Below are 20,639 nucleotides of genomic sequence, written 5' to 3' on the forward strand. Positions count from 1 at the left end.
GGGGCGGGGCGCCGGCGGCCCGGGGCCGCGACCGCGACCGCAGCGGATCAGCGCTTGGTGTTGGAACGGATATTCCAGCCGTACTTGATCGGGCCGCCGTCCTTGGTGCCGTCGGCTTTCTGCGGCTGGTACTCGACCATCACCTGGGCGAAGTTCAGGGTGATGTTTTCGGTCAGGCGGTCATCGCTGCCCGAACCGCCGGTGCTCAGCGAGGTGATCAGCACTTCTTCCAGGTCGATGATCATGTACTCGACCTGGCTTTCGCCGCCGGCCTTGCGCACGGTCAGGCGCACCTTGTCGATGTGCTTGCCGCTGGAGCAATGCATCATCAGGTTCGGCGACGCCTTGTCGACGTACTTGGTCAGCGACAGGTCCTGGATGTTCACCTTGCCCGCGCCGCCGCCACCGCCGACGTGCATGTTGCCGGACTGGGACATGCCCCAGCTCCAGTTCAGCACGTCGATTTCGTCCTTGTGGGCTTTGTCCATGGACTCGCCCTTGATGTCACCGATCTTGATGAAAATATCAACAGCCATGTTTTCTCCCTGTGTGGCACTTGCCACGATGTTTCGTATATGAACCTGCAGGAGCCGGCTGGCCGACGAAGGCTGCGGCTCCTACATGGGTTAGACGCCCTTGGCGGACGGCAGCTTGGATACCAGGCGCAGCGACACGGTCAGCCCTTCGAGCTGGTAGTGCGGGCGCAGGAAGAACTTTGAGTTGTAGTAGCCGGGGTTGCCTTCGACTTCCTCCACTACCACTTCCGCCGCCGCCAGCGGGTGCTGGGCCTTGGTGGTTTCGGTGGAGTGCGCCGGGTCGCCGTCGACGTAGTTGAGGATCCAGTCCTGCAACCAGCGCTGCATCTCGTCCTTCTCTTTGAAGGAGCCGATCTTGTCGCGCACGATGCACTTGAGGTAGTGCGCGAAGCGGCAGGTGGCGAACAGGTACGGCAGGCGCGCCGCCAGGTTGGCGTTGGCGGTGGCGTCCGGGTCGTCGTACTCGGCCGGCTTCTGCAGCGACTGGGCGCCGATGAAGGCAGCGAAGTCGGTGTTCTTCTTGTGCAGCAGCGGCATGAAGCCGTTCTTCGCCAGTTCCGCTTCACGGCGGTCGGAGATGGCGATTTCGGTCGGGCACTTCATGTCCACGCCACCGTCGTCGGTGGGGAAGGTGTGGGCCGGGAGGTTTTCCACCTCGCCGCCGGACTCCACGCCGCGAATCCGCGAGCACCAGCCGAAATGCTTGAACGAGCGGTTGATGTTCACCGCCATGGCGTAGGCGGCGTTGGCCCAGGTGTACTTGGAGCTGTCGGCGCCGTCGGTGTTCTCTTCGAAGGCGAAGGCTTCCACCGGGTCGGTCTTGGCGCCGTACGGCAGGCGCGCGAGGAAGCGCGGCATGGTCAGGCCGATGTAGCGCGAGTCTTCCGATTCACGCAGGGAGCGCCAGCCGGCGTATTCCGGGGTGGTGAAGATCTTGGTCAGGTCGCGGGGGTTCGACAACTCCTGCCACGAGCCCATGCCCATCACGGTCGGCGAGGCCGCCGAGATGAACGGTGCGTGCATCGCCGCGCAGACCTTGGACAGCTCGCCCAACAGTTCCACGTCCGGTGGCGACTGGTCGAAGTAGTAGTCGCCCACCAGGCAGCCGTAAGGCTCGCCGCCGAACTGGCCGTATTCTTCTTCGTACATCTTCTTGAACATCGGGCTCTGGTCCCAGGCCGTGCCCTTGAATTTCTTCAGGGTCTTGTGCAGCTCCGGCTTGGAAATGTTGAGCACGCGAATCTTCAGCTGTTCGTCGGTCTCGGTGTTGTTCACCAGGTAGTGCAGGCCGCGCCAGGCGCTTTCCAGCTGCTGGAATTCCGGGTGATGGATCACCTGGTTGACCTGGGCAGTGAGCTTGGCGTCGATGGCGGCGATGATCGACTCGATCGACTTGATGGCGTCGTTGGACACCAGGTCGGTCTGCGCCAGGGCTTGCTCGGCCAGGGTGCGGACCGCGGTTTCCACCGCTTCGCGAGCGCGCTCGGTCTTGGGTTTGAATTCCTGCAGCAGCAGCGAGGCGAACTCGCTGGCTTGCTCGGTGGCGCCGGGTTGCGCCTGGTTGTCACGCATCAATTCGCTCATGGTCGTTGGTCCTGATTTACGCGTTCGGCTCGGAGTCCACAGGTTTTGGCGCACTTGCCAGAGCCTGGAGCAACGCCGGGTCCTTGATGGCTTTCATGATGATTTCTTCAGCGCCGGTCTTGCCGTCCATGTAGGTCAGCAGGTTGGCCAGCTGGGTGCGGGCCTCCAGCAACTGGTTCAGCGAGTCGACCTTGCGCGCCACGGCGGCGGGGCTGAAGTCGTCCATGCTCTCGAAGGTGATGTCCAGGCTCAGGTTGCCTTCGCCGGTCAGCTCGTTGGGCACGTGGAAGGCTACCCGCGGCTGCATGGCCTTGAGGCGCGAGTCGAAGTTGTCGACATCGACTTCCAGGAACTTGCGGTCGGCCACCGGCGCCAGGGGTTCGGCAGGCTTGCCGGCCAGGTCGGCCATCACGCCCATGACGAAGGGCAGCTGGACCTTTTTCTCGGCGCCGTAGAGTTCGACGTCGTATTCGATCTGCACCCGGGGCGCGCGGTTGCGCGCGATGAATTTCTGAGAACTTTGCTTCGCCACGTTGTGCTCCTGGTCGCTGCTGCGACGGTGTTGGCGTCGGTCGGTGATTGCCGTTGACGATGCTGTTCGGTCGTTCCGCGATTAGTCGGATTCGGGGCCGCGCAGGTTTTCAAATTGGGACATGCCGTCTGGGATCAGGTTGCGCACTATGGCCGCGAAGTCGGCGTTGACCAGGTTCTTGGCCCGGTTGAGCAATACCGGCAGCGGGCTCGAAGGCTCGTGGCGGCTGTAGTAGGCCAGCAGCCGGTCGAGGCTGCGCAGCACGTCGTCGCGGCTGTTGATCTCGCCGGAAACCCGCGGCTGGGCCGGCGCCGTTGAGGCGCTCGAGGCTTGCTGTGCGGGTGCTTCGGCGGCTTCCTCGGCCGGGCTTGCGCTGCCTTCGGCTTGCGGGGCGTGCTGGCCCAGTACCTGCAGCGCCAGGCGCAGGGGTTGCTTGAGGGCGCCAAGATCGACGCCGCTGGCGGAACCCACTTGTTCGCTGACCTGTTTCTCGATGCTCTCGGCCGCCGCGCGGGCGCGGCTCAGGGCACTGCGTATGGCTTCCAGGTGCTCGGCGTCGCTGTCCTGCAGGGCGCCGGCCAAGTGGTCGGAGCCCAGGCTCTCGCCGGAAAAATGCTGCAGGCCGGCGGCGTTCAGGGCCGCGCGCACGCTCACCGGGCCAAAGGTCCGGGAGCGGGTGAGGATGGCTTCGCGCAGCAGGCCGATGGTGCTGTCCGCGGCCAGGCCGGCCAGGGCGTTGATACGCACCGTGGGATCGTTGTCGTCGTCGGCGTCCAGGCGCGGGTGCAGCTCTGCCCAGTAGTCACGGAGCAGGCCGTCGATCAGTTCGAGGCTGGTGGCCAGGCCCGGCAGGCCTTCGAGGGCCAGGGTGCTCTGCAGCAGGTAGTGGGTGATGCGCAGGTCTTTGCTGCGGCCCAGCAAGTCCAGGCTCTGCTGCTGGATGCTGCGCCATTCCGGCGGCTCGGCCGGGAGGATCGAGTCGCCCATGCTGCGCTCGGGCTGGCCCTGTGCGGCCCGCTCCAAGTGCAAGAAATCCGCGTCATATTCCAGGTCTTCGCCACAGGGCGAAGTTGCTGAAATAGCGGCGAGCAACATCGATACATCCACCTGATTCGATCTCCCTATCGGCCTGCAGGACAGTCAGGCAGTTAATGCACTAGTTGTTTGTGAACTCGCGCACATTTCTTGGTAAACATGGACTCATTGATATTAGTGAGCCATCATCCGTGTTCAAGAAGTTGTGCATTTTTGGTGTAGTAGTTGTGCCTTGTCAAGGTAAGCTATTCGTCCCGCGTGACAGTGTTATGTCGCCTTATTAGTTCCTTGACCGACAAGTCAGATTGCGGCGGAACGAAAGGGTTTTTGTCATCTGTATGGATTAAGTTGAGCGATCATGCTGTGAACGGTGCTGTTTAAAGGATTTTTTTCGGGTTTTTCAATTTTTACGGAACTTTTTCCCCGACGCCGGTTCGCACGCGGAAGTACAGCAAGGAGGCGCAATGTCGCTGTGTTTGACTATCACTAGTTATCACAAGATCACCCCTGGCCAATGCCCTGAGAAACTAATGGATCAGGGAATGATGGCAATTGGCCGCAATTCCGATAATGACTGGGTACTTCCTGATCCCGAGCGCTTAGTTTCCGCGCGACATTGCGTCATCCAATACAAGGATGGCCGTTATTATTTGACCGATAACAGTACTAATGGTGTGGAGTTAGTCCGTGCCGGTATTCGCATGCGTCGGGGTAGCAGCGAGCCACTGGAAGATGGCGAGGTTATTCGCATTGGCGATTATGAAATCAGTGCGCGAATCGATTTCAGTCTGAATCGCGGGCAGATCGAGGCCTTTTCCGGGGACAGTTCCAACAGTTTCGAAGCCTTGATGGGGCGCCAGGCGGCACCGGCGCCCATCGAGCCGATTGCCATGGCGCCGGTGGCGCATTTCCAGGGGGCGTCGGCCCAGGACACCTTTCCCGATCTGTTCGATTTCCTCACCCCGAGCGCGACGCCTCCGGCCACCCAGCCGGACCACGTGCCGGCTGAACAGCACGATTTCCGTCCGCCAACCCCGACTGCCGTGCCCCAGCCCGTAGCGCCAACGCCAACACCGCCGCCAGCGGCCCAGGGCGCGGGGCTGATTCCAGCAGACTGGGACCTGTTCGCCGACACCCCGGCCAGCCCGGCGCCGGTCTTTGCCGCGCCGCCCGTCGACAGCGCCCCGGTCGTGGCGCCGCTGCCGCTTGCCGACGCGTTCCCCTTTATTGCAGAAACACCGCAACCGCAACCGCAACCGCAACCGCAACCGCCGGTCACGGTCGATCCCGTTGCTCCCGTTGCTCCCGTTGCTCCTGTCGCTCCGGTCACACCGGTTGCCGCCGTCGCCGCGACACCGGTTGCCGAGGTGCCGGCAGCCGAAGCCGCGCCCTCGGTGGATCTGCTGCAGGCCTTTCTGCGTGGGGCCGGCCTTGCGCAGTTGCGCATCGACCCACAGCAGGCCCAGGCGCAGATGGAAAGCCTGGGCCGCAGCTATCGTCTGATGGTCGAGGGCCTGATCGATGTGTTGCGTGCCCGCAGCAGCCTCAAGGGCGAGTTCCGCATGCAGCAGACGATGATTCGCCCGGTGGAGAACAACCCGCTGAAATTCGCCCCCAATGTCGACGAGGCCATGCTCCTGCTGTTGCGCCACAGCAACCAGGCGTTCATGGCCCCGGACCAGGCGGTGCAAGAAAGCTTCGACGACCTGCGGGCCCACCAACTGGCGGTGATGGCCGGGGTGGAAGCGGCCATCAAGCACCTGCTGGGGCGTTTCGAGCCCAGCGAGCTGGAAGCGCGCATGGCCCGGCCCGGTGGCCTGGGCGGCTTGTTCGGCGGTTCGCGCCAGGCGCAGAACTGGCAGCAGTTCACCGCCCTCTACCGGCAGATTTCCCAGGAAGCCCAGGACGATTTCCAGGACCTGTTCGGTCGCGAATTCAGCCGGGCCTACGAAGAGCACACCCATCGGCTGCGCCGTTCCTGAGTGCACTGAGACACCTGAACACACGGATACACGGACAGCTGATACGTCATTGAGGACGCAGGATGATTCAACGATTGCTGACATTGGTCGCCGTGCTGGTACTGGCGGCTTGTGCCAAGGACACCCCAACGCCGGCCGAGGCGGCCAAGGAAGCACCGGCTGCCACCACGGTGGAGCTGCACTTCCAGGCCGTGCGCGGGCTCAACCCTGGCCCTGATGGCCAGAGCAGCCCGGTGCGGGTACGGATCTTCGAACTGAAGAACCCGGCGAGCTTCATGCGTGCCGACTACTTCGCCCTGGCGGAGCGCGCCCCGGCCACCCTGGGCCCGGACCTGATCGACCAGGACGAAGTGCTGGTCAAGCCCGGCGACCAGTTCACCCTCAAGCGCACCCTGGACCCGGCCACCCGCCAGGTCGGCTTGCTGGTGGGCTATCGGGAAGTGGATCAGGCCCTGTGGAAGGTCGGGGTCGACACCGCACAGCGCCTGAACAACTCGTATCAGATCGTCCTCGACGTGCGCGCGATCAGCGCCGAGCTCGTGGCCCCCCCATCCAGCCCTGCCCAATAGGCAATCGGAGCAACCATGTCCTGGAACAATCGCGTGGTCTGGTCGGAAGGCATGTTCATTGGAACCCAGCACTTCCAGCAGCATGACCGTTACCTGGAAAACCTTATCGACGCCCGCAGCCGGCCGCTGTCGGCGGGGGCCTGGGGTTTCTCCGAGCTGCGTATCGATCAGGGCTTGCTGGCCCAGGGCAAGCTGGCCATCGTCAGCGCCCGTGGCCTGCTGCCCGACGGCACGCCGTTCAATATTCCCCATGACGACGTGGCGCCGAGCCCGCTGAATATTGACGACAACCTGCGCGATGGCCTGGTGTACCTGGCGCTGCCGCTCAAGCGCGCCGGTGCTCGCGACACCGTGGACGAAGGCGAGGCGCTGGGCGGCGCTCGTTACCTGAGCCAGGTGCGCGAAGTGCGTGACGACAATGCGCCGTTCGAGAACCGGGCGCCGGTGGCCGTGGGTTCCCGGGCCCTGCGCCTGCTCACCGCCGCCGACGGCATCAGCGACTACGCCGCCATCGGCGTGGTGCGGATCAAGGAAAAGCGTGCCGACCGCGCCCTGGTGCTGGATGACAGCTACATCCCACCGCTGCTGGACGTGGCCGCCTCCAAGCCGCTGAGCGCTTTTCGCAGTGAGCTGCTGGGCCTGCTGCACCAGCGTGGCGAGGCCCTGGGCGGGCGGGTGGTGGCATCCGGTGCCGGTGGTGCCTCGGAAATCGCCGACTTCATGCTGCTGCAACTGGTGAACCGCGCCCAGCCCCTGGTCGGCCACCTGAACCAGCTCAGCCCGCTGCACCCCGAGCGCCTGTACAGCGAGCTGGTGAGCCTGGCCGGGGAGTTCTCCACTTTCTCCACCAGCGCCCGGCGCCCGGCGGAGTTCCCGCAGTACCAGCACGACGAACTGGCCCTGAGCTTCGCCCCGGTGATGCAGGCCCTGCGCGAGGCGCTATCGATGCTGATCGACAGCAAGGCCACGCCGATTCCCATCGTCGAGAAAGCCTATGGCGTGCACGTGGCCATGCTGGCCGACCGCACCCTGCTGGAAAACGCCAGCTTCATCCTGGTGGTGCGCGCCGATGTACCGGGCGAGACCCTGCGCGGGCGCTTCTCGCAGCAGAGCAAGGTGGGTTCGGTGGAACACATCCGCGACCTGGTCAACCTGCAACTGCCGGGCATCGGCCTGCTGCCGTTGCCGGTGGCGCCACGCCAGCTGCCGTATCACGCCGGCTCCACCTACTACGAGCTCGACCGCGGCAGCGAACACTGGAAGCAGCTGGCCCATTCCGGTGGCTTCGCCTTCCACGTCGCGGGTGAATTCCCGGGCTTGAACCTGGCCTTCTGGGCCATTCGAGGATAAGTCGCGATGCATCCTTTCGACGATTCGGCAGGGCAGCCGTCCCCGGCCAACGACCGTACCCAGTTTATGCCGCGCCCCGGCGGCCGCGCTCCCGAGCCCGGGCGCCCGGCTGCTGCGCCGGCACCGTCGCTGGCGATGCCCGCGGCGCCGCTGCCGGCCGGCCAGGCCCGGGGCCTGAACCCCCTGGAAAGCGCCGCCGGGCCCTTGCTGGCCTTGCTCACCCGGCTGCGCAGCACCCTGGCGCATCCGGCGCCGGCCAGCCTGCGGGCGCAACTGTTGGCCTACCTGCGTCAGTTCGAAGAGCGCGCGGAAGCGGCCGGGGTGCCACGCAACGATGTACTGCTGGCGCGCTATGCGCTGTGCACCGCCCTGGACGAAGCGGTGCTCAGCACCCCCTGGGGCAGCACCAGCGACTGGGGCAAGCAGAGCCTGCTGATCACCGTGCACAACGAGGCCTGGGGCGGCGAGAAGGTCTTCCAACTGCTGGAGCACTGCCTGCAGAGCCCCCGTGAACGCCTGTACCTGCTGGAGCTTCTGTACCTGTGCATGTGCCTGGGTTTTGAAGGCCGCTACCGGGTGATGATCGACGGCCGCAGCCAGCTCGAAGCCCTGCGCGAGCGCACCGCGGCAGCCATCCGCAGCGCCCGGGGTGAGCATGAGCGCGAGCTCTCGCCGCGCTGGCGCGGGGTCACCGTGGCCCGGGATCGCTTGGCGCAGTTCATGCCGCCCTGGGTCGGCATTGCCATCGGCGTGGCGCTGCTGCTGGCGCTGCTGTTCGGCCTGCGGTTGAAGCTGGCGGCGGACGCCGAGCCGGTGTTCAAGAATATCCATGCCCTGGGCGAGATCCCGGTGCAGACCCTGGATCGCCCGGTGATCCAGCCGAAGATCGTCGAGCGTCCGCGCCTGGCGGGCTTCCTCGCCGACGACATCAAGGCCGGGCGGGTGGCGGTGGAAGACGCCGTCGACCGTTCGGTGGTGACTATCCGTGGCGACGAGCTGTTCGCCTCGGCCAGCGCCAGCATCCTCGACGACTACCAGCCGCTGATGCTGCGCATCGCCGACGCCGTGCGCAAGGTCAAGGGCCAGGTGCGGATCACCGGCCACAGCGACAACCGGCCGATCGCCACCTTGCGCTTCCCGTCCAACTGGAAGCTGTCCCAGGCCCGCGCCGAGTCGGTGCTGCAGATTCTCGCGGCCAAGACCGGCCAGCCGGAGCGCTTCAGCGCCGAAGGCCGCAGCGACACCGAGCCGCTGGCCACCAATGCCACTGCCGAAGGGCGGGCGCGTAATCGTCGGGTAGAAATCAGCGTATTGGCGGAGGGGGTCGAGTGAAGGCGTTTTTCGGTTTTGTGACTCGCTGGGTGATCCCGCTGCTGGGGCTGATCGCCCTGAGCCTGATCATCTGGTTCATTGGCCCGCTGCTGGAGTTCCTGGTACCGGAAGGGCGGCGCTGGGCGCTGATCATTGTCATCTTCGCGCTGTGGATCGGCTACCGAGTGTGGCGCATCATCCAGGCCCGCCGGCATGCGGCCAAGGTGTTGCAGAGCCTGGCCGCGGACACCCCGCCAGACCCGGACAGCCTGGCCACCGCCGAAGAACTGGCGGCCCTGCGCCAGCGCATGGACGAAGCCCTGGTGCTGCTGAAGAAGGCCAAGCTTGGCGGTGACGAGCGACGCAACCTGTACGAGCTGCCCTGGTACGTGATCATTGGTCCGCCGGGCTCCGGCAAGACCACCGCACTGGTCAATTCCGGCCTGCATTTCCCCCTGGCGGCGCAGTTGGGCGCCGGGGCCGTGCGCGGCGTTGGCGGCACCCGCAACTGCGACTGGTGGTTCACCGACCAGGCCGTGCTGCTGGACACCGCCGGGCGCTACACCACCCAGGACAGCCATGCACGGGTGGACAAGGCGGCCTGGCTGGGTTTCCTCGACCTGCTGAAAACCCAGCGTTCGCGCCGGCCCATCGATGGCGCCTTCGTGGCTATCAGCCTGTCCGACCTGTTGCTGGGCAGCGAAGCGGAACGCGCGGCCCATGCGGCGGCGATCCGCTTGCGCATCCAGGAGTTGTACACCCAGTTGGGGGTGCGTTTCCCCATCTACCTGATGCTCACCAAGCTGGACCTGGTGCCGGGCTTCATGGAGTTCTTCGACTCCCTGAGCAAGGAAGAGCGGGCCCAGGTGTGGGGCATGACCTTCGCCCTGGACGACGGCAAGAGCAGCGACAGCCCGCTGGCCCACCTGCCGGAAGAGCTGGCGGCCCTGGAGCAGCGGCTCAACGAGCGTCTGGTGGAGCGCCTGCAGCAGGAACGCGACCCGGCGCGGCGCGACTTGATCTACGGCTTCCCGCAGCAGTTCGCGGCGCTCAAGGAGTCGTTGCAGAGCTTCCTCGACGGCGTGTTCAAGCCCAATGCCTTTGAAGAACGGGCGCTGCTGCGCGGGGTGTATTTCACCAGTGGCACCCAGGAAGGCAGCCCCATCGACCGCCTGATCGGTGCCATGGCCCAGAGCATGAACCTGGACCGCCAGCACCTGGCGCGACAGACCGGCACCGGCCGCAGCTACTTTATCGAGAAGCTGTTCAGCGCCGTGGCCTTTGCCGAGCGCGGGCTGGTGGGGGTCAACCCCAAGGTCGAGCGGCGGCGCAAATGGATCGCCCGTGGCGCCCTGGCGGCCACGGTGGCCCTGGTGCTGGTGGTCGGTACCTTGTGGATTGTCAGCTACCGGGCCAACCAGGCCTATATCGCCCAGGTCGACCAGCGCGTGGCGCCGGTGCGCCAGGACGTGCAGAACCTCAGCCCGGCCCAGCGCGACGTGCTGGCGGTGCTGCCGCTGCTCAATGCCACCCGCAACCTGGCCGGCGATGCCCCGGGCTGGGCCGAAGGCCTGGGCCTGTATCAGGGCGACATGCTGGAAGCCGAATCCGCCAGCGTCTATCGCAAGCTGCTGGTGGCGGTGTTCGCCCCGCGGCTGATGACCCGCATCGAGGAGCAGCTGCACAGCGGCGGCAACTCGGACTTCCTCTACGAGGGGCTCAAGGCCTACCTGATGCTGGCGGACGCTGAGCACTACGATGCGGATTTCATCAAGGCCTGGATCACCCTGGACTGGGAGCGCACCCTGGCCCGGGACCTGCCGGCCGAGCAGCGCCAGGCCCTGGTGGGGCACTTGCAGTCGCTGTTCGAGAAGCATCCGCCCAATGCGCGGCTGGACCAGCGCCTGATCGATGACCTGCGGCGCCAGCTGCAACAGCTGCCGGTGGCCCAGCGGGTGTATGACCGGGTCAAGCGCGCCAAGCTGCCGGCCGGAGTACCGGACTTCCGCCTCAGCGAAGCCGGTGGCCGCGATGCGGCGCTGGTGTTCACCCGCAAGAGCGGCAAGCCCTTGAGCGAACCCCTGAGCGGGCTGTTCACGGTCAAGGGCTATCGCGAGGGCTTCCTCCTGGCCAGCCTCAACCAGGCTGGCACCCTGGCGGAAGAGCAGTGGGTGCTGGGGCGCGACCAGGCCGAGCAGCAGAATGTCGCCAGCCTGGCAGCCGATGTGCGTCGCCTGTACTTCCAGGACTACCTGCGCCAGTGGGACGCGCTGCTGGCGGACATCGACTTCGTGCCCATCACCAGCGTGGCCCAGGCCGCCGATGTGCTGCGGATTCTTTCCGGGCCCACTTCGCCGCTGAAGAAACTGCTGGTGGCGGTGGCCAAGGAAACCGACCTGCAGCAGGAAGAACGCCTGTTGGCAGCCCAGGGCCAGAAGGCCGAGGGCGGTGTCGATCAGCTCAAGCAGCGCCTGGGGTCCCTGTTGGGCCAGGAGCAGGCGGCCAACCCGGGCACCACGGTGCTGGCGGAAGATCCGGTGAGCGCGCATTTCGCCGAGCTCAACAGCCTGGTGAGCAAGGGCGAGGGCGAGCCGGCGGCCATCGACGGCCTGCTGGCGGACATGAACGCCCTGTATGTGCAGGTCAGTGCCATGGTCGGCGCCAGCGGCGATGCGCTGCTGGGCGAGGCCAAGAACCAGGCCAGCGCTGCCGCGGCGCGGGTCAGCCTGACCGCCGAGCGCCAGCCGGCGGTGGTCCAGGGGCTGGTCAAGTCGGTGGTGGGCTCCACCACCAACACCATGATGGGCGGGGTGCGCAATCAACTGAACGCGGCCTGGGTCAGCGAGGTGGTGAACGTCTATCGCCAGTCCCTGAGCGGGCGTTATCCGATGTCGCCGGGCAGCTCCCGGGACGCCACCCTGGATGACTTCGGCCAGTTCTTCGGCACCGGCGGGGTGATGGACAACTACTTCCGCAAGTACCTGCAGCCTTACGTCAACACCTCGACGCCGACCTGGAGCTGGCAGCCGGGCGCGGCGCAGAAACTGGGCATTTCACCTGGGGTGCTGCAGACCTTCCAGCGTGCGTCGAACATCCGCGATGCCTTTTTCCGTTCCGGCGGCACCCAGCCGGCGGTGCGCTTCGAGCTCAAGCCGGTGGCCATGGACGCCAGCATCAGCCAGTTCCTGCTCGACCTGGACGGCCAGCAACTGAGCTACGACCACGGTCCGAGCCGGCCGGTGGCCATGCAGTGGCCGAACCCGGGGAGCATCGGCGTGGTGCGCCTGTCGGTCATGCCGCCGTCGGCCACTGGGCGTTCCGGGATCACCCTGGACGGCCCTTGGGCCTGGTTCCGCCTGCTGGAGCAATCGGACCTGACCGCCACCAATTCGCCGGAACGCTTCAACCTGCGGCTGCGGGTGGACGGCGCCAGCATCTCTTACGAGCTGCGGGCCAACAGTGCCTTCAACCCGTTCAAGAGCCGGGTGCTCAGCGGCTTCAGCCTGCCGGAGCGGTTATGACTGCGCCCGGCCTGTACGGCAAGCTGGCCAGCCGCGGCGACTTTATCAGCCGTGGCCTGCCGCAGAGTTTTATCGGCCCCTGGGACAGCTGGCTGGCGGCGGGTCTGCTGGCCAGCCAGAACGCCCTGGGCGAGCAGTGGCTGAATGCCTACCTGATCAGCCCGCTGTGGCGCTTCGCCCTGGCGCCCGGGGTGTGCGGACCCCAGGCGGCAGTGGGGGTGGTGATGCCGAGCATCGATCGGGTTGGGCGCTATTTCCCCCTGACCGTGGCGGCCCTGCTGGAGCCCGAGGCCGACCTGGCGTCGCTGCTCAGCGGCCCGGAGCAGTGGTTCGAACAGGTGGAAGAGCTGCTGCTGGCGACCCTGGAAGAGGGCGCCAGCTTCGAGGCCCTGGAACAGGGCTTGCTGGCCCTGGGCGCGCCCAGCCCGGCAAACCGGGTCGAAAGCAGTCATTACGCGGGCTTGCAACGCTTTTATGTCAGCGATCCACAGGTCCGGGGGGCGGTACTCGCCACTCAGGCCTGCGAGGGATCGAGTGCCTGGTGGGGGCGCGGTTCGCAGTACATCAGCCCAATGCTGTTGCGCTGCCAGGGCCTGCCGCCAGCCAGTGAATTTGCGCAATTTTTGCTCGGGCCAGAGGGTGCCGTCTAAATGGATTCAGCGCCACAACTGTGCTACCAGTCCGCCAGCTACAGCCATGTCGGCATGGTACGCAAAATCAATGAAGACGCCTGGCTCGAAGCCCCGGAGAACGGCCTCTGGCTGGTGGCCGACGGCATGGGCGGGCACGCCGCCGGGGACTATGTCAGCAACCTGATCGTCGACAGCCTGCGGGCGGTTGCAGCCTCCACGAGCCTGGAGCATTACGTGGCCGCGCTGCGCCACGGCCTGGCGGCGGTGAATGCCGCGGTCCGCGAGGAAACCGCCAACCGTGGGGTGACCATGATGGGCAGCACCGTGGTGCTGCTGGCGGTGCGCGGCACTCAGGGCGTGTGCCTGTGGGCCGGTGACAGCCGCCTGTACCGGCTGCGCGACGAACAGCTGGAAAGCATTTCCCGGGATCACAGCTACGTCCAGGATTTGCAGGACAGCGGCCTGCTCAGCGAGGCCGAGGCGCGGGTGCATCCGCGGGCCAATATCGTTACCCGGGCGATTGGCGTCGAGGCGCAGTTGCAGCTGTCCCAGGTCGATCTCGAGATTCAGGCCGGCGACACCTTCCTGTTGTGCAGTGACGGTTTGAACAAGACCGCCGAGGACTACGAGTTGCGTGACGTGTTGAGCCACAGCGAGCCCAACGATGTGGTGCGCAGCCTGATCCACCTGGGCCTGACCCGGGGCGCGCCGGACAATATCACCGCTATCGTGATCAAGGCCGCAGGACACTGACCATGGACATTCTGATTCCCGGCTTTGACATTCAGGGCGAGATTGGCGAAGGCGCCATGGCCAGTGTGTACCTGGCCACCCAGCGCTCTCTGGAGCGCAAGGTGGCGCTCAAGGTGATGGCCGCGGCCCTGGCCGCCGACCCGAGTTTCTGCGAGCGCTTCCTGCGCGAGGGCAAGACCCTGGCGCGGCTGTCGCACCCGCACACCGTGACCATCCACGACATCGGCAATGTCGGCGAGCTGTACTACATGGCCATGGAGTACTTGCCCAACGGCACGCTGAAAGAGCGCATCGCCGCCGGCCTGACCCCGGAGCAGGGCCTGACCTATATTCGCCAGATCGCCTCGGCCCTGGGTTATGCCCATGCCCAGGGGCTGGTGCACCGCGATGTGAAGCCGGCCAACATCCTGTTTCGCGCCGACGGCACGGCGGTGCTTTCGGACTTCGGCATCGCCAAGTCCCTGGATGACCGTACCCAGTTCACCCAGGCCGGTTTCGCCGTGGGCACCCCCAGCTACATGAGCCCCGAGCAGGCCCGCGGCCAGGACATCGACGGCCGCGCCGACCTCTATGCCCTGGGCGTGGTGCTGTATGAAATCCTCGTGGGCGAGTTGCCGTACAACGGTACCGATGCCCTGTCCACGGCCCTGGCCCACCTCACCGAGCCGTTGCCGGAGCTGCCGCTGCACCACGGGCGCTACCAGCACATCCTGCGCAAGCTGCTGGCCAAGGACCCGGCGGAACGCTATCCGGATGCGGCGGCCTTGCTCGCGGCCCTGGACAGCCTGCCGGCCGCCGCTGCGGCCGATGTCGAGGCGACGCTGATCCAGCCCTTGCCGCTGCCGCCTCTGGCCCAGCCTCAGGCCATGCCTCAGCCTGCGCCCCAGGATCTGGCCGGGCTGACCCCGGTGTCCATCGAGATTCCGCAGCAGGCGCCGCGTCAGGAAACGCCTCGACAACCGTCACAACAACCATCACAACAACCGCCTCAGCCACCACCGGTACCGCCGCGTTCGTCCAACCTGCCGCCTGCGGACAGCGCACATTCCGGCCAGCGCCGTGGCCCGGTGCTGGCCCTGGCCGGGGTTGCCGTGGCGGTGGCCCTGGCCGTGGCTGGCGGCGCCTACTGGTGGCTGTCCGGCGATAGCCCCGCGGCCCCGCCCAAGACGGCGGCGAACAGCGGCAGCACAACGGCCAATACCACGGCAGCGGTGGTGGCGCCGCCGGTGAACCAGGCGCTGGCGGCGGATGTGGATGGTGGCCAGCGGCCGCTGTTGATGCCGGGCAAGAAGACCCTCTACCAGCGCGTGCTGAGCAAGCCGGGGGCGAGTTTCTCCAGTGAGCCGGGGGCGGCCCCGGGCGCTGCGGTGCCAGCGTTCTCGGTGCTCTATGTGTACCAGCGCAAGAACCTCGACGGTCGCTCCTGGCTGCGCCTGGGCGCCGCCAGCGATGGCCGCAGCGTCGGCTGGTTGCCGGCCGAGCAGGTCAGCGACTGGAAGCAGAGCCTGGTGCTCAAGTTCACCGAACGTTCCGGCCGCGCGCCGGTGATGTTCGTGCGCCAGGCCAGTGAGTTGGAACGCCTGCTGGCGGACCCTGCCGCGGCGAAGAATGTGCTGCTCAAGGCGCAGAAGAACCCCCAGGATGAACAGCAGGTACTGGCCCTGGAGCCCAATGCCAGCGCGGTGCCCCAGGACCAGTTCTACTTGCTGCCGATCTTCGATTCCAAGGAGAGCTTCGACGACAACGGCCAGTCGGTGCAGTTGCTCAATGTGGCCTCCATCGACCCGGGCAACAGCCCGCAAAGCATCAGCGACAGCCAGGGCCAGAGCCTGCCGGTGAGTGCCGTCCAGGCGGGGGGCGATGCCTTCCGCACGGCGGTGGTGCTGGTGGTGGACACCTCGGTGTCGATGCAGCCCTATATCGACCGGGTGCGCACTGTGGTTAACGAACTGCAGGGCAAGCTCGCCGCGCGGGGTGAACTGGACAGTGTCAGCTTTGGCCTGGTGGGTTTTCGCAACAACACCAGCAAGACCCCGGGGCTCGAGTACGTGACCAAGACCCTGGTGACCCTGGACCAGGGCCGCGACCCGCAACGCTTCGCCGAGCTGGTGGGCCAGGTCAAGGCCACCAACGTTTCCAGCCATTCGTTCAACGAGGACGCCTTTGCCGGGGTCATGCAGGCCGTGGAAGGCATGGACTGGAAAGGCTACGGCGGGCGCTTGATCCTGCTGGTCAGCGATGCCGGGGCACTGCGCAAGAACGACCCCTACAGCCGCACCCAGATGAACGAGGCCGAGGTGCGCCAGGCGGCCCTGGGCAAGCAGATCAAGATCTATGCCCTGCACCTGCGCACCGACGCCGGCAAGAAGAATCATGCCCAGGCGGAAACCCAGTACCGGGTGCTGACCGCCGACGCCAACCCGAAGATCGGCGACCTGTACATTCCGGTGCCCGGTGGCGATGTGGGCAAGTTCGGCGAGCGGGTCGACGAGATCGGCACGGTGTTCGCCGACCTGGTGCACCAGGTGCGCAGCAACCAGAACCAGGAGGTTCCGCTGCTGGCGGCGGCGCCGAGCATCGCGCAGAAGTCGGCGGCCATCGGCTATGCCATGCACATGGATTTCCTCGGGCGCAAGGCCGCCAGCCAGGCGCCACAGCTGGTCAGCGCCTGGACCGCCGACCGCGACCTGACCAACCCGGCGCTGCCGGCGTTCCAGGTGTGTGTGATGCTCACCAAGCTGCAACTCAACGACTTGCAGCAGTCGCTGAAACTGATTGTCGACGCGGCGCGCAAGACCCAGACCTCGCCCAAGGATTTCTTCCAGGAGATCGCCAGCGCCAGTGCCTACATGAGCCGCGACCCTTCGGCCCTGCGCAAGGGCAGCAACCTGGCCGACGGCGGCGTGCTGGGGGAATACCTGGAAGGGCTGCCGTACCGCAGCAAGTCGCTGAACATGACCCAGGACCTGTGGCTGTCCCTGAGCGTGGCCGAGCAGGAAGATTTTATCGACGAGCTGGATTCGAAGATCCGTCTCTACGAAACCTTCCACAACGACCTGGCCAACTGGGTGCGCTTCGGCGATGCCGAGCCGGGTGACGCCCTGTACCGCGTACCGTTGTCGACCTTGCCGTGATGCTCGATCTGACGCAGGTGCGCAAGAGCCGCGGCGAGGGTCGCCAGCGCTACAGCCTGGAAATTCCCAGGCTGCAACTGCGCGCGGGCGATCAGTTGGCAGTGGTTGGCCCCAGCGGTTGCGGCAAGAGCACCTTGCTCGACCTGCTGGCGCTGGTGCTGGCCCCGGATTCGGCGGTGCGCTTCGAGTTCACCCCGGCCAGGCAGCCCATCGACATTGCCGGGATCTGGCGCACGGCGGGGCACAGCGCCCTGGCCGAATTGCGCAGCCGGCACCTGGGGTATGTGTTGCAGACCGGCGGCTTGCTGGGCTTTCTCGATGTGCGCGGGAATATCGGCCTGCCCCGGCAGTTGCTGGGGCTGGCGGACGAGGGCATTCCCCGGCGCCTGGCCGAGCGCCTGGAAATTGCCGACCAGTTGCACAAGAAACCCGCCGCGCTGTCGGTGGGCCAGCGCCAGCGGGTCAGTTGCGCCCGGGCTTTGGCCCACGGCCCGCAAGTGCTGCTGGCGGACGAGCCGACCGCGGCCCTGGACCCCTTGAACGCCCAGCGGGTCATGCAACTGCTGGTACAGCAGGCTCGGGACCAGCGGGTGTGCTCGGTGATCGCCACCCATGACGAACCCCTGGCCCGGGCCAATGGTTTGCAGGTGCGGCGCATTGCTTGTCGCCGCGACGCCGATGGCGGGGTCACGGCGATTCTCGGGGAGGCCTGCTGATGCGTGCCTCGCTGACCGCCGTGCTGGCCTGGCAGGACTATCGCGCCGATACCTGGTTGTCGGCCTGTTCGGTGCTGGCCCTGGTGGCGGTGATCGCGCCGTTGCTGGTGCTGTTCGGGCTCAAGTTCGGCCTGGTCAGCAGCCTTACCGAACGCCTGGAAAAAGACCCGGCGGTGCGCGAGATCATTCCCCTGGGCGGTGGGCGCTTCAGTGCCCAGTTCGTCGCCGAGCTGGGGCAGCGGGCGGAGGTCGCCTTTGCCTTGCCGAGGACTCGGCAGATCGCCGCCACGGCCGATTTGTCCCGAGGCACGGGAGAGGCAGGCCTGACCGTGGAAATGCTCCCTACCGCCGCCTCGGACCCCTTGCTCGGGCCTTTGCCGGCACCGCAGGGCCTCAGCGGGGTGCTGCTCAGCCGCACCGCCGCCGAGAAGCTTGGGGTGCAGCCTGGGGACTGGTTGCAGGCCAGCTTTGGCCGCCAGGTGGCGGGCCGCAGCGAGGTGCAGCGGACCCGGCTGCAGGTGCAGGGCATTCTGCCTCTGGAAGCTTTCGCCCGGGACGCGCTGTTCGCCCCGCTGACACTGCTGGAGGCCGCCGAGGACTACCGCGACGGTCGCGCCGTGGCGGCCCTGGGCTGGCTCGGCGAGGCCCAGGGCGCTTCGGCGCAGCGGGTCTACCCGGCGTTTCGCCTGTATGCCCGCAGCCTCGACGACGTCGAACCATTGCGCCGGTATTTCGCCGAGCGCGGCCTGCTGGTGTCGACCCAGGCCCAGACCATCGCCCAGGTGCAGTCCTTGAGCCGCAACCTGTCCATCGTGTTCTGGGTGATTGCCGGGCTGGCCCTGGCGGGGGCGTTCGCGGCCATTTTTGCCGGTGCCCTGGCGGCGGTGGAGCGCAAGCGCCGGGAACTGTCGGTGCTGCGCCTGCTGGGGTTTTCCACCGGCGCGCTGCTGTTGTTCGTGGTGGCCCAGGCGCTGTACAGCGCCGGTTTTGCCGCGCTGCTCAGTGGCGCGCTGTATGGCCTGGCCCAGGCCGGGTTGAATCATTTGTTCATGCAGGTGCCGGGCGAATACGCCAGCCACCTGCTGCCGGCCCATTTCGGGCTGGCCCTGTTGGCGACGCTCGGCGTCAGCACCCTGGCCGCAGCGCTGGGGGGCTGGCGGGTGTCGCGCATTGAAGCCTGTGAAGGAATTCGTGATGTTTAAGTTGATCAGCCTGGTGTTGGCCATGGGCCTGGCCGGTGCCGCGTGGGCCGATGAGGCCGGCAACAAGATGGATAACCCCAAGCCCTTGGCGGACGACGTCAGCCTGCCGCTGCCGTGTGACGGCGAGATGGTGTTCCGCTATGTCTACGTGCTGGCCCAGGGCACCCTGGACGACCGCGAGGTGAACCTCGGCTACCCCTTCAGCGAGGGCGAGAGCGGTTATCAGCAGTCGTTCATTTCCGGTTATCGCCGCGACTACATCAACGGCCAGTTCACCCTCAAGGACCTCTCCGGCACCTGGAGCAAGACCATTGGCCCGGCGCTGCCGAAGACCGGCGCCGGGGTGCCGCTCAAGCCGATGCTGTATTTCATCGGCAAGTACGAGGTCACTGCACGCCAGTACGCCCAGGTGATGGCGCAGGCCCAGTCTCTGGCCAGCGGCGAGCCGGCCCCGGCCTGCGAGGCGCCGGATGGCCTGCAGGGGCGCTTGCCCAAGGTCAAGCTGTCGCGCTTCGAGGCCGAGCGTTTCGCTGCGGTGTACAGCGCCTGGCTGATGAAGAATCACCGCGACCTGCTGCCGGTCAGCGGGCGTGGTAGTTCCTCGGAAGATGGCGGCCTGGGTTTTGTACGCCTGCCCACCGAGGTGGAATGGGAGTACGCCGCCCGCGGTGGCCAGGCGGTCAGCCGCCAGGAGCTGGAGGGCCGGCTGTTCCCGCGGCGCGTGGAAGGCAGTGAAGGCGACGGGCCGCTGGCGGACTGGGCAGTGTTCAACCAGGTGGCCGGTGGCACTGGCCAGGCGGCGCGACTGATGCCCATCGGCACCAAGCTGCCCAACCCCATTGGCATGTTCGATGTGATCGGCAACGCCGCCGAGATGGTCCAGGAATCCTTCCAGCTGGTGCGCGCCGGCCGCCGTCAGGGCACCTATGGCGGCTTCGTGGTCAAGGGCGGCAACTACCTGGAAGGCGAGGGCACGCTGTTTACCGGCATGCGTCGCGAGTACCCGCTGTTCGGCGCCGACGGCACCGAACAGAGCAACGAGACCACGGGTTTCCGGGTGGCCATCGGTGCCCTGTCGGCACCGCGCTCACGTTACAAGGAACTGTTCGCCCAATGGCAGAAGGAAGGTCGCCTGGCCTCGCTGACCGATGCCATCGACGACGCCCAGGACCCCACCAAGCGCTTGGACAGCATCATTGCCGCCAGCGTCGATCCGCGTCTGCAGGCGGAGCTGGGGCTGGTCAACGAGGAGCTCAAGCGCAATGTCGCGCTGATTGCCCAGCAGCGCGAGGAGGCGGCCGGCAACCTGATCCAGTCCGCCGCGCTGGTGGCCGAGACCATCAACAACTACAACATTCGCCTGACCAACCTGAAGAAGAGCCAGCAGCAGGCCATCGATGCCAAGGACGAGCCCAGCACCAAGCTGTTCGCCGAAGCCATCGACAACGGCCGCAGTGCGCTGGACGGGGCGCTGGCGATCTATATCGACAACCTGGCCACGGGCACCCGTTACACCGACGCGGTGATCCAGGCGCAGTTTCAACGGGTCAAGGAAGAGCTCAATCGCAAGCCGGTGCTCGGTAAGAGCCTGGTAACGCGCGCTACGTTATTCGTCCGCCATGTCGGGGATTATCGCCAGCAACGGCGAGCCGATCCGGCGACGATTTTGAAGGAACTGCTCGCATCGACCGCTCAGAAGTCATGATCGGCCGCTGTCTGTCGAGCCTGGAGGAACTCGGGCGACGTTGTGTCGTACCGAGAGGGTCAAACTTAATCGAGATC

Annotated in this window: 15 protein-coding genes; 11 read left to right on the forward strand and 4 right to left on the reverse strand. The window is 66.3% G+C overall.

The window, feature by feature from the left end; all coding sequences use genetic code 11:
- Positions 1 to 47: 47 nt before the first annotated feature.
- The 4 genes from J4P02_RS03200 to tssA all read right to left on the reverse strand — a co-directional run bounded on the left by J4P02_RS03200 (position 48) and on the right by tssA (position 3,759).
- Positions 48 to 536 carry an Hcp family type VI secretion system effector gene (locus tag J4P02_RS03200; protein WP_011064257.1) on the reverse strand — a complete coding sequence of 163 codons (489 nt, stop codon included), beginning with the start codon at positions 534 to 536 and terminating at the stop codon, positions 48 to 50.
- Between the two features lie 90 nt (positions 537 to 626).
- Positions 627 to 2,120, reverse strand: coding sequence for a type VI secretion system contractile sheath large subunit (gene tssC / locus J4P02_RS03205; RefSeq protein WP_426187734.1), 1,494 nt, complete (start codon positions 2,118 to 2,120; stop codon positions 627 to 629).
- A gap of 16 nt (positions 2,121 to 2,136) precedes the next feature.
- On the reverse strand, positions 2,137 to 2,652 hold the full coding sequence (gene tssB, locus J4P02_RS03210) for a type VI secretion system contractile sheath small subunit (protein ID WP_426187736.1): 516 nt from the start codon (positions 2,650 to 2,652) through the stop codon (positions 2,137 to 2,139).
- Positions 2,653 to 2,733: 81 nt separating this feature from the next.
- A complete protein-coding gene (gene tssA / locus J4P02_RS03215) occupies positions 2,734 to 3,759 on the reverse strand; it encodes a type VI secretion system protein TssA (protein ID WP_426187738.1) in 1,026 nt (341 codons plus the stop codon).
- Positions 3,760 to 4,151: 392 nt separating this feature from the next.
- Between tssA and tagH the strand changes: the two genes are divergently transcribed.
- From tagH to J4P02_RS03270, 11 genes are all read left to right on the forward strand, one after another.
- Positions 4,152 to 5,669 (forward strand): type VI secretion system-associated FHA domain protein TagH, encoded by a 1,518-nt coding sequence (gene tagH, locus J4P02_RS03220; RefSeq protein WP_426187740.1) that lies wholly within the window; start codon positions 4,152 to 4,154, stop codon positions 5,667 to 5,669.
- A gap of 62 nt (positions 5,670 to 5,731) precedes the next feature.
- Positions 5,732 to 6,238 carry a type VI secretion system lipoprotein TssJ gene (tssJ, locus tag J4P02_RS03225; protein WP_426187742.1) on the forward strand — a complete coding sequence of 169 codons (507 nt, stop codon included), beginning with the start codon at positions 5,732 to 5,734 and terminating at the stop codon, positions 6,236 to 6,238.
- 15 nt (positions 6,239 to 6,253) lie between these two features.
- Positions 6,254 to 7,588: a type VI secretion system baseplate subunit TssK gene (gene tssK, locus J4P02_RS03230; RefSeq protein WP_426187744.1), complete on the forward strand. Its 1,335-nt coding sequence runs from the start codon at positions 6,254 to 6,256 to the stop codon at positions 7,586 to 7,588.
- Between the two features lie 6 nt (positions 7,589 to 7,594).
- Positions 7,595 to 8,920, forward strand: a complete 1,326-nt coding sequence (locus J4P02_RS03235; protein ID WP_426187746.1) for a DotU family type VI secretion system protein — start codon at positions 7,595 to 7,597, stop codon at positions 8,918 to 8,920.
- The gene (gene tssM, locus J4P02_RS03240) at positions 8,917 to 12,420 is read left to right on the forward strand and encodes a type VI secretion system membrane subunit TssM (RefSeq protein WP_426187748.1); all 3,504 of its coding nucleotides are present in this window, start codon (positions 8,917 to 8,919) and stop codon (positions 12,418 to 12,420) included. The genes J4P02_RS03235 and tssM overlap by 4 nt, the downstream gene beginning before the upstream one ends.
- Entirely contained in the window at positions 12,417 to 13,070 is a 654-nt protein-coding gene (gene tagF / locus J4P02_RS03245) for a type VI secretion system-associated protein TagF (RefSeq protein ID WP_426187750.1), read from the forward strand. The genes tssM and tagF overlap by 4 nt, the downstream gene beginning before the upstream one ends.
- Entirely contained in the window at positions 13,071 to 13,805 is a 735-nt protein-coding gene (locus tag J4P02_RS03250) for a PP2C family protein-serine/threonine phosphatase (protein WP_426187752.1), read from the forward strand.
- Between the two features lie 2 nt (positions 13,806 to 13,807).
- Positions 13,808 to 16,939: a serine/threonine-protein kinase gene (locus J4P02_RS03255; protein WP_426187754.1), complete on the forward strand. Its 3,132-nt coding sequence runs from the start codon at positions 13,808 to 13,810 to the stop codon at positions 16,937 to 16,939.
- Entirely contained in the window at positions 16,939 to 17,655 is a 717-nt protein-coding gene (locus J4P02_RS03260; protein WP_426187756.1) for an ABC transporter ATP-binding protein, read from the forward strand. The genes J4P02_RS03255 and J4P02_RS03260 overlap by 1 nt, the downstream gene beginning before the upstream one ends.
- Entirely contained in the window at positions 17,655 to 18,857 is a 1,203-nt protein-coding gene (locus tag J4P02_RS03265) for an ABC transporter permease (RefSeq protein WP_426187758.1), read from the forward strand. Before J4P02_RS03260 ends, J4P02_RS03265 begins: the two co-directional genes overlap by 1 nt.
- The gene (locus J4P02_RS03270) at positions 18,850 to 20,562 is read left to right on the forward strand and encodes a formylglycine-generating enzyme family protein (protein ID WP_426187760.1); all 1,713 of its coding nucleotides are present in this window, start codon (positions 18,850 to 18,852) and stop codon (positions 20,560 to 20,562) included. The genes J4P02_RS03265 and J4P02_RS03270 overlap by 8 nt, the downstream gene beginning before the upstream one ends.
- Positions 20,563 to 20,639: the final 77 nt, after the last annotated feature.

Source organism: Pseudomonas sp. NFXW11 (assembly GCF_049887815.1).
Classification (GTDB): domain Bacteria; phylum Pseudomonadota; class Gammaproteobacteria; order Pseudomonadales; family Pseudomonadaceae; genus Aquipseudomonas.

Excerpts from the sequence above, each read along its gene's own strand:
- J4P02_RS03255 (WP_426187754.1), top strand. The coding sequence starts at position 13,808 with ATGGACATTCTGATTCCCGGCTTTGACATTCAGGGCGAGATTGGCGAA.
- tssJ (WP_426187742.1), top strand. The coding sequence starts at position 5,732 with ATGATTCAACGATTGCTGACATTGGTCGCCGTGCTGGTACTGGCGGCT.
- J4P02_RS03200 (WP_011064257.1), bottom strand. The coding sequence starts at position 536 with ATGGCTGTTGATATTTTCATCAAGATCGGTGACATCAAGGGCGAGTCC.
- J4P02_RS03260 (WP_426187756.1), top strand. The coding sequence starts at position 16,939 with ATGCTCGATCTGACGCAGGTGCGCAAGAGCCGCGGCGAGGGTCGCCAG.
- tagH (WP_426187740.1), top strand. The coding sequence starts at position 4,152 with ATGTCGCTGTGTTTGACTATCACTAGTTATCACAAGATCACCCCTGGC.
- tssK (WP_426187744.1), top strand. The coding sequence starts at position 6,254 with ATGTCCTGGAACAATCGCGTGGTCTGGTCGGAAGGCATGTTCATTGGA.
- tssC (WP_426187734.1), bottom strand. The coding sequence starts at position 2,120 with ATGAGCGAATTGATGCGTGACAACCAGGCGCAACCCGGCGCCACCGAG.
- tagF (WP_426187750.1), top strand. The coding sequence starts at position 12,417 with ATGACTGCGCCCGGCCTGTACGGCAAGCTGGCCAGCCGCGGCGACTTT.
- J4P02_RS03235 (WP_426187746.1), top strand. The coding sequence starts at position 7,595 with ATGCATCCTTTCGACGATTCGGCAGGGCAGCCGTCCCCGGCCAACGAC.
- J4P02_RS03265 (WP_426187758.1), top strand. The coding sequence starts at position 17,655 with ATGCGTGCCTCGCTGACCGCCGTGCTGGCCTGGCAGGACTATCGCGCC.
- J4P02_RS03250 (WP_426187752.1), top strand. The coding sequence starts at position 13,071 with ATGGATTCAGCGCCACAACTGTGCTACCAGTCCGCCAGCTACAGCCAT.
- J4P02_RS03270 (WP_426187760.1), top strand. The coding sequence starts at position 18,850 with ATGTTTAAGTTGATCAGCCTGGTGTTGGCCATGGGCCTGGCCGGTGCC.